General features: G+C 37.5%; 17 protein-coding genes. 2 read left to right on the top strand and 15 right to left on the bottom strand.

Annotation, left to right across the window (positions count from 1 at the left end; translation table 11 throughout):
- Window positions 1–33: 33 nt before the first annotated feature.
- Window positions 34–342, bottom strand: a complete 309-nt coding sequence (locus INT04_RS01490; RefSeq protein ID WP_193014386.1) for a hypothetical protein — start codon at window positions 340–342, stop codon at window positions 34–36.
- Between the two features lie 277 nt (window positions 343–619).
- Here INT04_RS01490 and INT04_RS01485 point away from each other — a divergent pair, with 277 nt between their 5' ends.
- Window positions 620–1,330: a vWA domain-containing protein gene (locus INT04_RS01485; RefSeq protein ID WP_193014385.1), complete on the top strand. Its 711-nt coding sequence runs from the start codon at window positions 620–622 to the stop codon at window positions 1,328–1,330.
- Window positions 1,331–1,418: 88 nt separating this feature from the next.
- On the opposite strand, the gene pepT is transcribed toward INT04_RS01485, so the two are convergent.
- The 5 genes from pepT to lolC all read right to left on the bottom strand — a co-directional run bounded on the left by pepT (window position 1,419) and on the right by lolC (window position 6,855).
- On the bottom strand, window positions 1,419–2,663 hold the full coding sequence (pepT, locus tag INT04_RS01480; RefSeq protein WP_193014384.1) for a peptidase T: 1,245 nt from the start codon (window positions 2,661–2,663) through the stop codon (window positions 1,419–1,421).
- 52 nt (window positions 2,664–2,715) lie between these two features.
- Window positions 2,716–3,573: a Sir2 family NAD+-dependent deacetylase gene (gene cobB, locus INT04_RS01475; RefSeq protein WP_193014383.1), complete on the bottom strand. Its 858-nt coding sequence runs from the start codon at window positions 3,571–3,573 to the stop codon at window positions 2,716–2,718.
- 84 nt (window positions 3,574–3,657) lie between these two features.
- On the bottom strand, window positions 3,658–4,905 hold the full coding sequence (gene lolE / locus INT04_RS01470) for a lipoprotein-releasing ABC transporter permease subunit LolE (protein WP_193014382.1): 1,248 nt from the start codon (window positions 4,903–4,905) through the stop codon (window positions 3,658–3,660).
- Window positions 4,905–5,615, bottom strand: a complete 711-nt coding sequence (lolD, locus tag INT04_RS01465; protein WP_193014596.1) for a lipoprotein-releasing ABC transporter ATP-binding protein LolD — start codon at window positions 5,613–5,615, stop codon at window positions 4,905–4,907. The genes lolE and lolD overlap by 1 nt, the downstream gene beginning before the upstream one ends.
- 37 nt (window positions 5,616–5,652) lie before the next feature.
- Window positions 5,653–6,855 carry a lipoprotein-releasing ABC transporter permease subunit LolC gene (gene lolC, locus INT04_RS01460; RefSeq protein WP_193014381.1) on the bottom strand — a complete coding sequence of 401 codons (1,203 nt, stop codon included), beginning with the start codon at window positions 6,853–6,855 and terminating at the stop codon, window positions 5,653–5,655.
- A gap of 193 nt (window positions 6,856–7,048) precedes the next feature.
- On the opposite strand from lolC, the gene mfd reads away from it, so the two are divergent.
- The gene (gene mfd / locus INT04_RS01455) at window positions 7,049–10,492 is read left to right on the top strand and encodes a transcription-repair coupling factor (RefSeq protein WP_193014380.1); all 3,444 of its coding nucleotides are present in this window, start codon (window positions 7,049–7,051) and stop codon (window positions 10,490–10,492) included.
- Between the two features lie 89 nt (window positions 10,493–10,581).
- Here the strand turns inward: mfd and umoD are convergent, their stop codons facing one another.
- The 9 genes from umoD to INT04_RS01410 all read right to left on the bottom strand — a co-directional run bounded on the left by umoD (window position 10,582) and on the right by INT04_RS01410 (window position 18,386).
- Entirely contained in the window at window positions 10,582–11,082 is a 501-nt protein-coding gene (gene umoD / locus INT04_RS01450) for a flagellar biogenesis regulator UmoD (protein ID WP_193014379.1), read from the bottom strand.
- An 854-nt stretch (window positions 11,083–11,936) separates the two neighbouring features.
- Window positions 11,937–13,244, bottom strand: a complete 1,308-nt coding sequence (locus INT04_RS01445; protein ID WP_193014378.1) for an NAD(P)/FAD-dependent oxidoreductase — start codon at window positions 13,242–13,244, stop codon at window positions 11,937–11,939.
- A gap of 449 nt (window positions 13,245–13,693) precedes the next feature.
- Window positions 13,694–14,233, bottom strand: a complete 540-nt coding sequence (gene ycfP, locus INT04_RS01440) for an alpha/beta hydrolase YcfP (protein ID WP_193014377.1) — start codon at window positions 14,231–14,233, stop codon at window positions 13,694–13,696.
- A complete protein-coding gene (nagZ, locus tag INT04_RS01435; RefSeq protein WP_193014376.1) occupies window positions 14,230–15,249 on the bottom strand; it encodes a beta-N-acetylhexosaminidase in 1,020 nt (339 codons plus the stop codon). The genes ycfP and nagZ overlap by 4 nt, the downstream gene beginning before the upstream one ends.
- Window positions 15,250–15,287: 38 nt before the next feature.
- A complete protein-coding gene (locus INT04_RS01430) occupies window positions 15,288–16,172 on the bottom strand; it encodes a phosphotransferase (protein WP_226893909.1) in 885 nt (294 codons plus the stop codon).
- On the bottom strand, window positions 16,165–16,749 hold the full coding sequence (locus INT04_RS01425) for a penicillin-binding protein activator LpoB (protein ID WP_193014375.1): 585 nt from the start codon (window positions 16,747–16,749) through the stop codon (window positions 16,165–16,167). The genes INT04_RS01430 and INT04_RS01425 overlap by 8 nt, the downstream gene beginning before the upstream one ends.
- Before the next feature lie 17 nt (window positions 16,750–16,766).
- A complete protein-coding gene (locus INT04_RS01420) occupies window positions 16,767–17,168 on the bottom strand; it encodes a YcfL family protein (protein ID WP_193014374.1) in 402 nt (133 codons plus the stop codon).
- A gap of 39 nt (window positions 17,169–17,207) precedes the next feature.
- On the bottom strand, window positions 17,208–17,558 hold the full coding sequence (gene hinT, locus INT04_RS01415) for a purine nucleoside phosphoramidase (RefSeq protein WP_193014373.1): 351 nt from the start codon (window positions 17,556–17,558) through the stop codon (window positions 17,208–17,210).
- A 42-nt stretch (window positions 17,559–17,600) separates the two neighbouring features.
- On the bottom strand, window positions 17,601–18,386 hold the full coding sequence (locus INT04_RS01410; protein ID WP_193014372.1) for a metal-dependent hydrolase: 786 nt from the start codon (window positions 18,384–18,386) through the stop codon (window positions 17,601–17,603).
- Between the last annotated feature and the right edge of the window lie 4 nt (window positions 18,387–18,390).

Below are 18,390 nucleotides of genomic sequence, written 5' to 3'. Positions count from 1 at the left end.
TTTTTAGTCAGTATATATCTATCATGCCCTTTTCTAACGTATTAAATAACTAACGGCTTCTTTTAAAAGCACTCTTGTATTATGAAAGAAAAAAGGAATTGCAATAAAAAAGGCACTTTGTAAGAAAAAGAGTAATAAAGTGTGCTTGCTGTTTGAAGTAAACAAAGAGAATAAAACTACAAAAGTAATAAATAAATAACTAGAAATAATAATGAACGATTGTTTTTCAGACCTTTGAATTAAAGTTTTACTTTCATTACTAATGATATTCTCTTTTTTGTTACTTATATTAATTTGTTTTTCAATTATGGGATTCACTAACTTCCCCGATGTCGCATCCATTCTACCATCCTTATATTATCATTTTACAATAATTATAGATGAAATTAACTTACTCTAATTTATCAATCTATTACAATAAAATAGCGTATATTTTAAGTTTGAAAAACTCATAATTAATATTCTTATTATTATGAAATAACTCTATTTTAGCTTAAGTAACTCCACTCGATTTATTTCAAATTATTTTTCAGCCATTTCCCCTATTTTATTTTACCAATCTCCCCTAAGATAAAATCAGATTTTACAGCATGACCTTTTTTCAACAATGGAGCTGGCTATGAAAAAAATTATTTTTTTAATTGTTGCCTTTGTTTTACCCACTGCTGTATTTGCAAAAACAGTTGAAACATCAGAAATGAAAGCACCACCAACACAAACGGATATTATTTTTGTACTAGATAAAAGTGGCTCGATGCAAGGGTATGAAAAAGATACTATTGGGGGATTTAATACTATTTTAGCAGAAAATAAGGATCGACCTGAAAAAGTCTATATCACCACTATTTTATTTGATAGCAATGCGTCGAAATTACATAATCGCGTTGATATTAATAAAGTCAAAGCATTAACCTCAAAAGAGTATTTTGCCAGTGGTAATACAGCCTTATTAGATGCTGTAGGCAGTGCCATTACAGAAGGAAATAAACCCAATTCGCCTTATAAAAATGTAATGATGGTTATTATTACTGATGGTGAAGAAAACAGTAGCCACGAATACTCGCTCGAAAAGGTAAAATCATTAATTAACTCAGCAGAAAAAGAGAAAGGTTGGGAGTTTATCTTTTTAGGTGCCAATATTGATGCAATCAGTGCAGCTGAAAGTATTGGCATAAAACCCTCTAACTCAACTCAATATATTCAAGATGCGAAAGGTTATGAAAATGCTTATGAATCTGTAAATAAAGCTGTTCAATCTAAAATTGAAGGTAAAGAATTAAATGAAGACTGGAAATCTTCTGTTGAGCAAGATTACAAAGATCGTAAATAAAAAAATATCACGGATGTCATCATACTAAAAAAATAATAGTCGATATATATCGACTATTATTTTTTCTTATTTAGCACGCTGTCATTAATTAGCTAATGACTTTTGCCTTTTCTCTTTCAGCGGTAATTTCAGCGATACGCATAATGACACTCACCGCAGCTTCCATTCCTTCTAAAGAGATAAATTCGTGTTTACCATGGAAATTATAGCCACCTGTAAAAATATTAGGGCAAGGTAAACCACGGTAAGAAAGCTGAGCACCATCTGTACCACCACGAATAGGCTTGATATTAGGCTCAATATCACAATCAATCATTGCTTGTTTCGCAATTTCAATAATGTGTGGAAATTGAACAACTTTATCATGCATATTGTAATAGCTATCATCAATAGTCAGCTCAATATAACAATCTGGGTGTAATCCTTTACCTACTTTTTCAGCAATCGCAATCATATTCTGTTTGCGTTTTTCAAATAAGTTACGATTAAAATCGCGGATAATATAATGCATCTCCGCTCTTTCTACCGTACCTTTAATTGTTTGCAAGTGGTAGAAACCTTCATAACCATCAGTATTTTCTGGTGTTTCATCAACAGGTAATTCTTGATGAATACGAGAAGCTAACCCTAATGCGTTTACCATTACCCCTTTTGCACTGCCAGGATGAACATTATTACCAACAATTTTGATATTCACGGATGCAGCATTGAAGTTTTCATACTCCAGTTCACCTACACCACCACCATCAACGGTATAAGCCCAGCTAGCACCAAATGCATCTAAATCAACATAGTGCGCACCACGACCAATTTCTTCATCCGGAGTGAACGCTATGCGAATTTCACCATGTGGTCGATTCGTTTCTTTTAACCGCACCATTGCAGTAATAATTTCAGCAATACCCGCTTTATCATCAGCACCCAGCAGTGTTTTTCCGTCTGTGGTAATTAATGTTTTACCAATCATAGAATGTAAGATTGGGAACATGACGGGTGACAACACTTCATCACCAATACCTAATGCAATATCACCACCGCGATAATCTTCAAGTACTTGTGGTTTTACATGCTTACCTGAAAAATCAGGCGATGTATCAAGATGCGAAATAAAGCCAATCACAGGCACTGGCCAAGAAACATTGGATGGTAAACTTGCCATTACACATCCTTTGTCACTGAGTGTTACATCAGTAAAACCCAGTTTTTTTAATTCATGAGCCAATGCCTTTGCAAGTTTTAGCTGGCCATCACTACTTGGCGACATTTTTGAAGATGGTTTCGATTGTGTATCAAAATTAATATATTCAAAAAAACGTTCTAATAATTTATCCATTTTGCCCCCTAAGATCTCTCTAAGAACAATAATAGGGAACTCTATAAAATAATTATTGCGTCAAATCAGCTTTAGGATCATTAATTAATTCAAACAATTTATGAACATATTCATCAACAACCTGACTGGCTGGTCCATAATGTTTTTCTTCAAACTGGCTTTCAACCAAACTTGGCTCAAGATTGAGCTCAACAGTATGTGCACCTGTTAATCTAGCTTCATGCACAAAACCCGCAGCGGGATATACATTGCCAGAAGTCCCAATAGAGATAAATATATCAGCTTCCGCTAATGCACGATAAATCTCTTCCATACCTATTGGCATTTCACCAAACCAGACAATATGTGGACGTAATGGTGAGGGAAATTGACAACAATGACAGTGATCGGTTGTTTCTAAGTCACCTTTCCATTCAAAAACTTGACGAGATTGAGGGCAACGTACTTTGAGTAACTCACCATGCATATGCAAAATATGCTGATTACCTGCTTTTTCATGTAAGTTATCAATATTTTGAGTTACTAATAGAAAATTTTCTTTACCGAGATATTGCTCAAGTTTCGCTAATGCATAATGCGCAGCATTGGGTTGAATTGAAGGTTGTTGCAATTGGCGACGGCGTTCATTATAAAATTGCTGAACTAACTGGGGATTGCGTTGATAACCTTCAGGTGTTGCAACATCTTCAACGCGATGCTCTTCCCATAATCCATCTTCTGAACGGAATGTTTTAATTCCTGATTCAGCAGAAATACCCGCCCCTGTTAATACGACAACTTTGGGTAAATTCATTTCATGTTCCGTTTTATCGGTTAAATGAAAATAACGACAACGTGAATGTTGTCTGCGTAAACTTTTAATCTTACGAAACTTCCTAAGCCGACGATGACGAAGTTTAAGTTTCATCATTACAATCCTTGGTTTTCAAGTTTAAATACCGCGTTTTTGATTTCTCTATTTTAAGTGTTTTTTCTTTTTTGTATGTCAATAAACTTATTGTCCACTTAAAATTCTTGCAGGATCTAGTTTAGTGGCTCGACGAGCAGGATACCAACTTGCTATCAGGCTTAAGATCACAGTGGTAATAAATACAGAGAAAACATCTATCAAATGTACTTCTGAAGGTAGAAAATCAACGAAATAGACATCGCCAGATAACACACTATGCCCTGTTAATGACTCAATAACAGAAACTAAAGGTGTTAAATTATAAGCCACTAAGACACCAAAAATAACGCCTGCAATACACCCAATCATACCTGACAATAAGCCGTACCATAAAAAGATATTACGTATATGGCTATCTCGTGCCCCTAATGTACGTAAAATAGCAATATCACTGCTTTTATCTCGCACTGCCATAATCAACGTTGAAACAATATTAAAACAGGCCACACCAATCACTAAGATCATGGATAAATACATAATGCTACGGATCATCTGGATATCGCTATACATATAGCCATAGTCACTTATCCAGCTTTTTGCATAAACATATTCTTTACTGTTTAAACCTGCGCTATGAATAATTTCATTAGCTAAAAAAGGATCAACTGTTTTGACTTCAATTCCCGTAATACCTTGCCCATAATCCATATATTGTTGAGCATCCGCTAAAGGAATCAACGCTAATTGATGATCGAGCATTCCACTCAATTTAAATATACCACTGACTTGTAGACGAATACGTTTCGGTTGTAATAGCTTAGTTGGATCATCATTATTGGGGATTAATACCGTTAACCAATCGCCCTGTTTAATCTTTAATGCCTCAGCAACACCTTGCCCAATAATAATTTGTTGCTTACCCGCATTAAAATTTTGCCATGCATTATTTTGCACATATCGAGGTAATAAACTGATATCACCCTGTTTTTCAGGTGAAACACCCATTACTTGTACCGCTTTTAGATCTGTGCCTTTCTCTAGCAACCCTGTTAATAAGATATAAGGGGCAGCCGCCACAACACCGGATGTATTTTCGATACGAGGTAATGCGGATTGCCATTGTACAAAAGGCTGTTCTACCGAATAAATTTGACCATGAGGTACGACAGATAAAATACGGTTTTTTAATTCACGTTCAAATCCATTCATGGCACTTAAGCCAATAATGAGCACAGCAACACCAAGCATAATGCCCAATGTGGAAATAACAGAGATTAGCGAAACCATTCCCGCACGTTTTCGTCCTCTTGAAAAACGTAAAGCGGTCACTAAAGTAAGTGGCAATTGCGCCATTATTTCACTCCTGAAATCACGTTTTGTGGCTCTAATTGACCATCTTTCATTTCAAGTTGTCGCTGAAAACGTGCCGCCAGTGACAAATCATGCGTAACGACCAGAAAAGCCGTTTGCTTCTCTTTATTTAACTTAATTAATAGCTCAAAAATTCCTTCTGCATTTTTCTGATCAAGATTACCAGTAGGTTCATCAGCAAGCACTAATGCAGGGTCGTTAACCAATGCCCTTGCTATTGCAACACGTTGTCTTTCCCCTCCAGAAAGCTCTGAAGGACGATGGTGAGCACGCTCTTTTAACCCAACCGCTTCAAGTAAAGACATCGCTTTCTCTTTCGCTGTTGCGACACTAACGCCCCCAATCATCAATGGCATTGCCACATTTTCAAGTGCGGTAAAATCAGGTAATAAGTGGTGAAATTGATAAATAAAGCCCAATTGTGTATTCCGTAAATCAGCTTTTTCTGAAGAGGAGAGTTTATTCAGTGATTGTCCTCTAAAAAAAACTTCACCTGATGTTGGAGAATCTAAGCCACCCAATAAATGCAATAAAGTACTTTTACCTGATCCTGAACTTCCTACAATTGCTAAAAAATCACCTTTCCCCATCTTAAAAGAAACTGATTTCAGTACCTGAGTTGAAATTGAACCATCTTGGTATTGTTTACAAAGGGAGTGACAATCCAATAAACAATCTTTGTCAATTTGCATTTGTTTTTCTGATGCCATTGGTTGTTTAAAAGAAAAATTACTCATAACGTAGCGCCTCTGCTGGCTGAATAGTCGCGGCCCGCCAAGACGGGTATAAAGTCGATAAAAGGGAAATAACAATGGCGGCAAAGCCAATCATAAATACTCTTCCCCATTCAAGGGTTGCAGGTAATTCCACACCTTGCGGAATAAGTCCCACTGCGGGCATAATGATGTTTAATTGGCTTGATAGCAGAGCCCCTAAAAGCCCACCAGCAACCGCACCTAGCATACCCGCACCTGCGCCTTGTAACATAAAGATAGACATAATCTGAGAACGCTTTAAGCCCATTGTTTGCAAAATAGCAACTTCTCCTTGCTTTTCCATAACCAACAATGAAAGCGAGGTAATAATATTAAACGCTGCTACAGCAATAATTAAGCTTAATAATAACCCCATCATATTTTTTTCCATTTTAACGGCTTGGAAAAATTCACCTTTACGCTCGCGCCAGTCTTTCCAGCTTAAATTGTTGGCTAAAGGCTGGGCACTGTATTTATCAATATTGAGGGGATCAGAAAAGAAAAGACGCCATCCTGTTATATTACCTGGTTGATAACGCATTAAACGCGCCGCATCTTGTTGATTGACTAAAATTTGAGAGGCGTCTGCATCGCCACCACTTTGGAAAACACCTTTAACCGTAAATAATCGTTGGCTGGGTAATCTTCCCATCGGCGTCAATTGGCTTACACTGGGCACAATAAGGCGGATATTATCGCCTTCTTTCGCCTTGAGTTGTTTGGCTAAACCACTTCCCAAAATCACACCATATTCACCCGCTTTAAGCATGGAAAAATCCCCATAACGAATATGTTTCGTTAATGGTTCATCTTGTGCTTTTTCCACACCTAACATAACACCCACACTGATGTTATCTTTACTTTGCAAAACAACATCACCTTCGACTAAAGGTACAACATTTATGATACCTTCTCGCGTCAATAGATTTTCAGCTATAGTAGATTGTCGGGGTAATTGCCCGTTAGGTGATGTCACTATTGCTTGTGGGATATAAGCAAGAATACTTTCTTGTAGTGAGCGTTCAAAGCCATTCATGACAGAAGTCACTGTGATCAGTGCCGCTACACCTAACATTATCCCTAAAGCAGATAGCCATGAGACGAAACGACCGAACTTATCGATCGCACGACCCCGCATATAACGGAGCCCTATATAAAATGAGACAGAATTGTACATGAAATCTGTGCTGTTCCTGTTGCTAATGCGAAGTGTTCAGGGATAATAAAGGGTAGTCTTACTGAATGGAACCACTCTATTCCCAAACTGTGGTTTTTCTTTTATCTTAACCTGCCCGCCAGTTTAAGCTTTAGCGATTACGCTGAAGATGTGTTGGGAGTTAACTACAACAAAGAGTTCACATTACACGCTTATGTCCTCAGAATATCGTTATCAACTTCCTGTAAAACAAGGGGATACTCGCCAGCTAGGTCAACTGACGGGTGCCGCTTGTGCTCTAGAATGTGCCGAGATCATCAAACGTCATTCTGGATTAGTCGTTCTTGTTACTCGTGACATGCAAAATGCATTACGTTTACAAGATGAAATCCGTCAGTTTTGTGATTATCCAGTAGAGACATTATCGGATTGGGAAACACTGCCTTATGACAGTTTTTCACCTCATCAAGAAATTATCTCAAACCGCCTTTCTACGCTATACCGTATCCCATCACTTCTCAAGGGAATTTTAATCTTACCCGTCAATACGTTAATGCAGAAAGTCTGCCCTACAGATTATCTCGCAGGTCATGCGCTGGTAATGCAGAAAGGAGAGGTACTTTCTCGTGATAATTTGCGTAAAACATTAGATGAAGCGGGATATCGCCATGTAGAGCAAGTATTAGAACATGGTGAATATGCCACACGAGGCGCATTGCTTGATTTATTTCCTATGGGAAGTGAATTTCCTTATCGTATTGATTTTTTTGATGATGAGATTGATAGCTTACGTACTTTTGATGTTGATACACAACGAACATTAATAGAAGTTGATCAAATCAATTTATTGCCTGCCCATGAATTTCCCACTGATGCTAATGCTATTGAACTCTTTCGTAGCCAGTGGCGAGAGCGCTTTGATGTAAGGCGTGATCCTGAACATATTTATCAACAAGTCAGCAAACACATTTTGCCCACAGGAATTGAATATTGGCAATCACTGTTTTTTGAACAACCTTTATCTCATTTATTTGCTTATTTTCCTAAAAACTCCCTGATCATTACGCAAGATCTACAAGATTGTGCCGATAAATTTTGGCAAGACATCAATCAGCGTTTTGAAAGCCGTCGCGTTGACCCAATGCGTCCTTTACTTCCCCCTGATGATATTTGGCTCAATGTTGATACTTTTAATAAAGAGCTTAAACAGTGGCCTCGTATTCAACTTAAAACTGAAACATTGCCAGAAAAAGCAGGTCAAACTAATTTAGGTTATCAACCACTTCCTGATTTATCGATTAATGCTCAAAGCAAGTCACCTTTAGATAACTTACGCCGATTCCAAGAGCAATTTTCAGGCAGTGTTATTTTCTCTGTTGAAAGTGAAGGCCGACGCGAAACTGTACAAGAGCTTTTATCACGAATAAAAATAGCACCTAAACAGATCATTGAATTATCTGATGCTAAAAAGAAAGGTTTTTACTTTATCATTGGCGCTGCTGAACATGGTTTTATTGATAGCCATCGTCAATTGGCGATGATCTGTGAAAGCGACATGTTGGGTGAACGTGTCAATCGCCGCCGCCAAGATAATCGCCGAGCCATTAATACTGATACCTTAATCCGTAACCTTGCTGAATTAAGCATTGGACAACCTGTTGTGCATCTTCAGCATGGCGTTGGTCGCTATCAAGGTATGACAACCTTAGAAGCAGGCGGTGTGAAAGCAGAATACCTAATGTTGAGTTACGCAGGTAATGACAAACTTTATGTTCCTGTTTCCTCACTTCATTTAATCAGTCGTTATTCAGGTGGTGCTGACGACAATGCCCCATTACATAAATTAGGGGGTGATGCCTGGGTAAGAGCTCGCCAAAAAGCCGCCGAAAAAGTCCGTGATGTCGCTGCTGAACTGTTAGATGTATATGCTCAACGTGAAGTAAAAACGGGCTTTGCCTTTAAAATGGATAAAGAGCAGTACCACGCTTTCCGTCAAAGTTTTCCTTTTGAAACCACACCAGATCAAGAAACGGCAATCAATGCCGTATTAAGTGATATGTGCCAAGCCATTTCAATGGACAGATTAGTCTGCGGTGACGTGGGTTTTGGTAAAACTGAAGTGGCAATGCGTGCTGCATTCCTCGCAGTGAACAATAATAAGCAAGTTGCCATTTTAGTCCCAACCACCCTGCTGGCTCAGCAACATTTTGATAATTTCCGTGATCGTTTTGCCAATTGGCCCGTTAATATTGAGATGATCTCACGGTTTCGTAGTGCAAAAGAACAGCAACTCATCACAGAAAAACTGGCAGAAGGTACGGTTGATATTGTCATTGGTACACATAAGCTACTTCAGCCGAGTATTCAATGGAAAGATTTAGGGTTATTAATTGTCGATGAAGAACACCGTTTTGGCGTTCGGCATAAAGAGCGTATTAAAGCGATGCGTGCTAATGTGGATATTTTAACACTAACAGCTACCCCTATCCCACGTACGCTAAATATGGCAATGAGTGGTATGCGCGATCTTTCCATTATTGCTACCCCTCCTGCGCGGCGCTTATCCGTCAAAACCTTCGTGCGTGAATACGATGATTTAGTGGTTCGTGAAGCCATCTTGCGTGAAACTCTGCGTGGCGGACAAGTTTATTACTTGTATAACGATGTTGAAAATATTGAAAAAGCCCGTGAAAGACTGGCTACTCTCGTTCCTGAAGCTCGTATTGGAATTGGGCATGGGCAAATGCGTGAACGTGACCTTGAACGTGTAATGAATGATTTTCATCATCAGCGTTTTAATGTCCTTCTTTGCACAACTATTATCGAAACAGGGATTGATATTCCCAGTGCAAATACCATTATTATTGAGCGTGCCGATCACTTTGGTTTAGCTCAATTACACCAATTACGAGGTCGTGTGGGACGTTCGCATCACCAAGCTTATGCTTATTTACTAACACCACATCCTAAAGCGATGACAAAAGATGCTCATAAGCGTTTAGAGGCTATCGCTTCACTTGAAGATCTGGGTGCAGGTTTTGCATTAGCCACTCACGACTTAGAAATTCGAGGTGCAGGAGAGCTATTAGGTGAAGAACAAAGTGGTCAAATGAATACCGTGGGTTTTTCACTTTATATGGAATTGCTAGAAAGCGCAGTAGAGGCGCTCAAAGAAGGCAGAGAGCCATCACTTGAAGATCTCACAAACCAGCAAACTGAAATTGAATTAAGAATGCCAGTCTTGTTACCTGATGATTATATTCCTGATGTAAATGTTAGACTCTCATTCTATAAACGAATTGCGAGTGCCATTGATTTAAATGAACTTAATGATTTAAGAGCTGAATTAATTGATAGATTTGGTAAGTTGCCTGATGCAGGCCGTTATTTACTGCGTAATGCCGCCATTCGCTTAAATGCGATGAACCTAGGTATCACTCGTATTGAAGCGCATGATAAAGGTGGATTTATTGAGTTTGGTGAGAAAAATAAGGTTGATCCAAGCTACTTAATTAGCTTACTTCAAGAACAACCTGCTATTTTTCGCTTAGATGGTCCATCAAAATTGAAGTTCGTCATTGATTTGATTGATCGAGAAAAACGACTCACTTTTATTGATGATATGCTAACTGCTTTTGATGATCATAAGGCTAAATAACCATACTTTAGTGGTTATTTAGCACAACAAAAAGGCGTAACTGAAGTGTGATTTTACTTCTTCATTACGCCTTTTTTATATTGCTAGAGTTAATCTTTACGACAAGGAATTTTTTCATTCATAGAACAATAAGGTTCTTGTTCTAAAATCAACCGACCATCCGCATCTAAAGCAATCACTTCACCCGGTTTAAATGTGGTGCGTACTTTGCCCGGTGTTCCATCAATTGTATAAAGCACATCATAACCAACAATTCTGCGCTCTTGACGATAAATCGGAATACACTCTTTGAATTGAGGGTAAGGGAAATTTGCAATATTGCTATTATTGAGCGCTTCAATCATATAAAACACGCGACATTCTTGTTCCGCGGGATGAAATCGTGATAATTTTTCTGGTGTAAAAGGCGTGGGTAAACCGATTCTATGGCAATACTCTTCTGTTACAAAAACTGTCGATTTAATCGGCGTAGCTGAAACGACATGAGCGAATTGAGGCTGGGGAAATACCCACCTCCATGCAATAAATGAAAGAATAGCTAATACAATGATTAGTCCTATCAGTGTGTACTTTCTGACATCAACACTCACTTTTACCCCTTTTTATTTGTTTTATCCTTAATTGCTACAGATACAGAACAAAGCCACTTTTTTACGATAACTGGCTAATATATTTGATATTCAATAAATGAATGCATTTATCTGATAGCTTAATTCAACGTCCTTGCTGATTAACATAATAAGTAAACTACGTATTTATGACATGTTAAATACACCACTTATTTCTGTTTTAATTACTTAATTAAATAAATACCTACCATATCCTTAAGATTTACCCATTATATTAAAAGTGATCTTAATTTATTTGGCTGACAAGTATAGACACCGTTATGCTATTTATAATACATCATTATGATAACACCAAGTTAACAATTGTCGCTTAAAAACTGTCAATATTTTATTTTTAAGTCATATTATAAAAATTACTTTCAAGATTTATGAAAACATTTTATCTCATTAAATTGGAATAAAAATAACACCTTAAGCTTATGCCTAATGGATTCTATTCATTATTTGTCTAATTCAAATCTGCGAAATACCATAACACTTTATTTGATAAATTAATGAATTAAACATCCTTTTTTATTTAAGAAAAGTCTTAAATAATTTACCGTAATAATAAAAAACAAATTCTATCTTTAATATTATTAGTTTAGCCTTAATAATAAAATTATATTTATCATTACCCTATTAAGCGTTAGAGTTATTGGTTATTTTCGGTATAAACAGATAAATCATCTAGTGCTTTATGCTAAGATTATTTATCTTATTTAGATATTCTCATTTAATTATTTAATTTAAAAGAAAAAATAGATAAAAAACCCTCATATAAGATGAGGGCTTTAAAAGATAACTTTTGTTTTATCACCAAAACAAAAGATAAATTAATGAAGTTTTAGCTTGGGCTTGATCACTCGATTGATTGATCCGACCAACATCATGAGCCCCGTTTTGATGTAACCATGCAACGCAATTTGATGCATACGATATAAAGAGATATAAACAATACGAGCAATTCGCCCCTCAATCATCATGTCACCTTTCATCAAATTACCCATTAAGCTTCCTACGGTACTAAATTTAGACAAGGAAACTAATGAGCCGTGATCGGTATACACATAATCTTTTAAAGGTTTATCTTTTAACATTGCTAAAATATTGCCATAACAACGACTTGCCATTTGATGTGCAGACTGTGCTCTAGGTGGAACAAAACCCCCTTCTTTTCGGGGGCAAGAAGCACAATCACCAATTGCAAAAATAGACTCATCTAATGTTGTTTGTAAGGTTGGTTTAACTACCAATTGATTTATACGGTTAGTTTCTAACCCTGCAATATCCTTCATAAAATCAGGCGCTTTAATACCCGCAGCCCATACCATCAAATCAGCATCAATATGCTCACCCTCTTTGGTATTTAATCCATCATCATCTGCACTAGTGACCATTGTTTTGGTCATGACTCTTACACCCAATTTCGTTAATTCATTGTGTGCTGCACTTGAAATACGTACAGGTAAGGCCGGTAAAATACGTTCTCCGGCTTCAACTAACGTAATATTGAGTGCAGAAGGTGCTAGTTTTTTTAATCCATAGCTATTGAGTTGACGTACAGCATTATGTAATTCAGCCGAAAGTTCAACGCCCGTAGCACCACCACCAACGATCGCAATATTAACTTTACGATCCTCTTCTTGAGCATGGGTATCTGCAGAATATTTTAAGAATAAATTCAGCATTTCATTATGGAAACGATGAGCTTGCTGAGGACTGTCTAAGAAAATACAATTTTCTTTAATACCCGGCGTACCAAAATCATTTGATTTACTGCCCAACGCCATGACTAAAATGTCATAATCAAGTGTACGTTCTGGTACGAGTAACGCTTGTGCTTCATCATATATAGCCGCTAGCGTAATATTTTTTTGCTCGCGATCAAGCCCAGTTAATGAACCTAATTGAAAGTTGAAATGATGGTTATAGCCATGCGCTAAATAACTTAATGCATCAACCCCATCATCTAAAGAGCCTGTTGCTACTTCATGTAAAAGTGGTTTCCACAAATGGCTATTATTGCGATCGACTAAGGTAATTTCTGCTTTTTTGCTGCGACCTAATTTATTGCCTAATTTAGTTGCAAGTTCTAAACCGCCTGCACCACCACCGACAATAACAATTTTTGTTAATGACATTTAGCGTCACTCCATAAAGATATTTACTGTTGTTATTTAAATAGCCTTGGTGAAATCTACTTATATAACGACAGTTAAATCGTTTCGGCTGTTATTTTGTTTTCAAACAAATTAATTGGGAAGATGGTCATACCAAAGTTGATTTATATCAAAAAAATTTGAATATTCATATCTCTTTTTTGAAGAACCGAGGGGTAACTCGCCTTTTTATGACGATAAAATAACTCTATTAAAGAGGTAAGTATCGATTTTATTCAAGATATACAATTAATTAAATATAAAGAAGGTATAAAGAAATAGGGATAGAACGTGATCATTTACGTGATAAAAGATCACACGTAAACAAATGGTAAAAAATGAAAGATCACACAAAAACAGGGGACTTTAGGCTTATAAGATAAAAAAATGGATGGAAAAATTCCACCCATTTTAAACTCACTTATTCAGTCTTAATTTTTGCTATTGAATGCTTTAATTTTAAACAAATGTTCAGAAAGGCTCTTAAATTTATGTGTCTGCACTTCATCCCAAATCACAGAATAATAAGGTGATAATTCATCAGCAGAACGCTGACTGTCTAAAACTTCATCATTTCGGGATAAAATGACTAACGCATTGTCTTTGTTCTTAGAGCGAAAATCTTTTATGCATTTCGTTGTAATATCTAAATATTCTTCAGGCCTGTCGATTTTATCTGTCATATTTTCGTAAGGAAAAAGATTAGGATTAACCATCACCTGACGAATATTACATAAGAAACCAATACGCTCAGCCCAATATCCACCTAATCCAACACCACAAATTAATACAGGATCTTTCGTGGATTTAATCACTTTATCCGTCTCTTTTAGTAAGTGTTGCATGTCATGTCGAGGATGCAACGTACTGTAACTAAGAAAACGAACATCAGGATCAATAAACTGTAGCTGTAAAACCTTCTCATGATTTCCAGGACTTGTGGAATCAAAACCATGTAAATATATAATCATGCGCGCTCCTGCCATTGCTCCTGTAATTGGGTCAGCAACTGATTCGCTTGTTTCCAACGATCAGAAGTTTGTAGCTCACTCAATGTGTAACGACCTCGGTGATGGTACAATGTGGAAATTCGTTCTGCTTTGACAGAGGACAGGTTATCTAACACACTCACCGCCCCTTTTCGGTTATTACACACTAAAAGCATATCACAGCCAGCATCCAGTGAACGTTGTGCTCTTTCTGCATAACTTCCCATAATAGCTGCGCCTTCCATCGATAAATCATCAGAAAAAATAACGCCTTGGAAGCCTAATTGTTCACGTAAAATGGATTTCAGCCAGTAGGATGAACCACTAGCAGGACGCTCATCAACCTGAGAATAAATAACATGCGCTGGCATAATGGCATCTAATAACTGGCGTTGAATAAAATCTTTAAAAATTGACATATCGCGTTGGCGAATATCATTTAAAGCGCGATCATCGCGAGGTGTTTCTTTATGAGAGTCCGCTCTTACCGCACCATGTCCAGGGAAATGTTTGCCTGTTGATTTCATACCCGCAGAACGCATACCTTTAATAAAGCTTTCTGCCATAGTCATTGCAATCTCAGGTGAATCATGGAAAGAACGTTCACCAATAGCAATACAGTTATGCCCTAAATCGAGAACAGGTGCGAAGCTGATATCAATATCCATAGCAATCATTTCTGACGCCATTAACCAGCCAGCTTCTTGTGCTAAATGGCTTGCTTGATAACTTTCATTTAATGCCGCGTAAGATTGTGCTGCTGGTATGCGCGTAAAACCGTCACGGAATCGTTGTACTCGACCCCCTTCTTGATCAACTGCAATGACAAGACGCTCATGAGACGCATCACGGATTTGGCGGACTAATTCATTTAATTGTTCAGCATTGTGGAAGTTGCGGGTAAAAAGGATTAATCCACCGACAAGAGGGTGCTTTAAAATTTCACGCTCTTCACTATCGAGTTCATACCCTTCAACATCAAGCATTACCGGACCCATAACATTCCTCTCTTTGTAATTTTGACAAGATAATGTCGTTAATTCATCAGACTAAAATAGTGACGTAAAGGTTCAGACATTATTAAAAATGATTCATCTTTTGTTTGCTGCCAACGGACTTCATACCACATTAGCATCATATAAAAAATGAATGGTTCTCTTGAAAGAATACGTTCTCTTAACTCTTCTATAGAATAAAAAGAAATCTCTTTTGACTGCGTATAATGACAATGATACGAACAATAATAATCCAAAAATGTATTTTGTTGGATTTCATTTAATTGATTTGTGGCAAAGAACGTCATTAACGAGTCTGCGGTATCAATATCGGCAGCATATTCCCAATCAATAAATTTTATACCTGAATTACCAAGAAGAATATTCTCAACGTGTAAATCCATGTGAGCTGGCGCGTACTTTATGAGATTACACCGAGGTTGGCGTAAAAAATACTGTTGTAAGCCTAACCATCTCGCTGATAACCGTTTTTTATCTATACCCTGCCAATAAACAGATAACTCGTGGTTTAAATTAAGAGGAAATCCTAGCGGTGTTTGTTGATGTAATGTGGCTATTTTTTCAGCAAGGGGCTTTAAATAAGTGCTAAAAAGTGATTGATGAGTAAGATGTTTGCCAGGCAACCAATAAAGAAAAAACCACTCTTTATAACGTGCAGCAACTTTAGGTGATAAATTAGAGCCGGCAAGCTGCTTTAAAATGACATACTCTTTTCTTCCATGTACATAAAGCGCTTTTTTTTCATCACCATAATAGCGAGCGACCCAATCAATATCTGCATATTGTACGCGAAAAGCGCCACCGCCAGATCCTTCTAATGCAGCAACTTTCCATTTACTTAATGCCATTGCAGGGAAAAGCGCTTGCAAGGCATTAAGCAAACTTAGGTAATGCGGATCACTCAACTTGATGACGCCCAGTCCAAAGAATTTCACCAGAAGAAACCGACATTAACTGCATGCTGATGACGCGATTATCTTTTTTACCATCAACCGTTGAGAATAAAATATAATCTGCTTTTAAATAGCGAGCTAAGCCAATTGCGGCACTACGAAGACCAAGGCTGTCTTCTCCTGATAGACCTAGCGCTTTTCGTGCTGACATCATTTGTGCATAAGGTACCGTTTGTAACGCGCTAATACTATTAACTGATTCGATAATCGTATTGGCGGCATTAACTGCTTGGATATTTCCACCTGAGTTATTTTTAACATTATCAACAACGATTAATTTACCCGGTTCTAAATCGTCAGTAACTGCCATCTCTCTTATTAAAGGTGTCACTGCCGCATTCCAATTAATGCTAGTGATTTTAGGGGGTGTTGGCACTACTTCAATTGGTGGTTCTATCGGTTTAGAGGGTTCCTCTACTGGCACTGTAGGCGTAACAGGCTCTATAGGGACAGGCGGTTGTTGTGGCAACATGGATGGACAACCTGCTAATAAAAATACAGACATCGCCACAAATAGAAGTCTTTTCATACTCGCGTTACCTTATCCTAAGTAAAGAGATAAACTCTGACATAACTAATGGTTTTATCTGGCACATCAGCGCTAATTTCCATATCACCATCACCCAGAATAGTTACATCATTTACATGCCCAGCAGGCGATATTTCAAGCCCTTGTTCGTTATACCAGTAAAAACGATAACGGATAGAGACAGGATAAGATTGTGTATTTGATAGCATTACTGTCGCTCTTGTACCATTAGCATGGTGGTCGAGTGTCGGTTGCCCAGCCACAATACCCACGACTAATACTGAGGGCTCCATAATAATGGCCTGCTGACGATTAAAATAGAGTTTATTATCTGAATGAGATGATAAACATCCAGAAAGCAATGTCGTCATACATACAGCAATAAGTAATGCGTAAATAGCCTTACCTTGTCTTATCATGTATTACTTCCTGTTATCTTACTTTTAGCATCATATTGATTATTGGCTTAATAATGGCCCCAATGATTTACCACCCAGTAAATGCATATGGATATGGAAAACTTCTTGTCCACCATGTTTATTGCAGTTCATCACTAAACGATAGCCATCTTCAGCAATACCTTCTTGTTGGGCAATTTTTGCAGCAACCACAAAAAGGTGTCCTAACACTTGCTCATCTTCCGCAGTCACATCATTTACGGTGGGGATCAATTTATTAGGAATAATCAAAATATGTGTGGGTGCTTGAGGCGAAATATCACGAAATGCGGTAACTGTATCATCTTGGAAAACGATGTTAGCCGGAATTTCGCCACGAATAATCTTACTGAAAATTGTTTCTTCTGCCATTTCTATCACCTTATTATCTATTTTAATTCCTGAACAACTTAATTAAGCGGATAAATTTTGAATATGAAAAAGAGTAGCAAAATTACGTGTTGTTTGTTGTGCTAACGCTTCAACACTCACGCCTTTTAATACAGCCATATATTCAGCGACATCACGGACATAAGCGGGTTGATTTTCTTTACCACGATGCGGCACGGGTGCTAAATATGGCGAATCTGTTTCAACTAAAATTCTATCCAGTGGCACAATGCGTGCGGCTTCTCTAATTTGTTCTGCATTTCTAAATGTCACAATGCCTGAAAAAGAGATGTACATTCCAAGATCAAGTAATTTAGTCGCGGTTTCTTTATCTTCAGTAAAGCAATGTAATACACCACCACAATCTTGTACTTTCTCTTCTTTTAAAATCGACAAGGTGTCTTCACGAGCACTGCGTGTATGTACGATAACGGGTTTGTTGACTTGTCGACCGATACGAATATGCTCACGAAAAATATCACGTTGTAATGCCGCATTTTCTTGTTGGTAATAGTAATCTAACCCTGTTTCACCTAAGGCAACCACGTCGGGGGCTGCCGCTAAGCGTGCTAACTCTTCAACGTCATGACCTTCGTCTAAATTTAAAGGATGGATACCGCAAGAGAATGCGATATTGTCACGTTTTCCGATAAGCTCACGCATATTTTTGAAACCGGGCAAAGTTGTTGCTACAGCTAACATATATTGAACATCACGCTGCTGTGCTTTTTCGACAACATCATCAATATTTTTATGTAAATTTTCATAATCTAAGCTGTCGAGATGGCAGTGTGAATCAACTAAAAACATAACG

The organism is Proteus sp. FME41 (assembly GCF_014897315.1).
Taxonomy (GTDB): Bacteria; Pseudomonadota; Gammaproteobacteria; order Enterobacterales; family Enterobacteriaceae; genus Proteus.
This window is presented reverse-complemented; position numbering and strand designations above follow the sequence as displayed.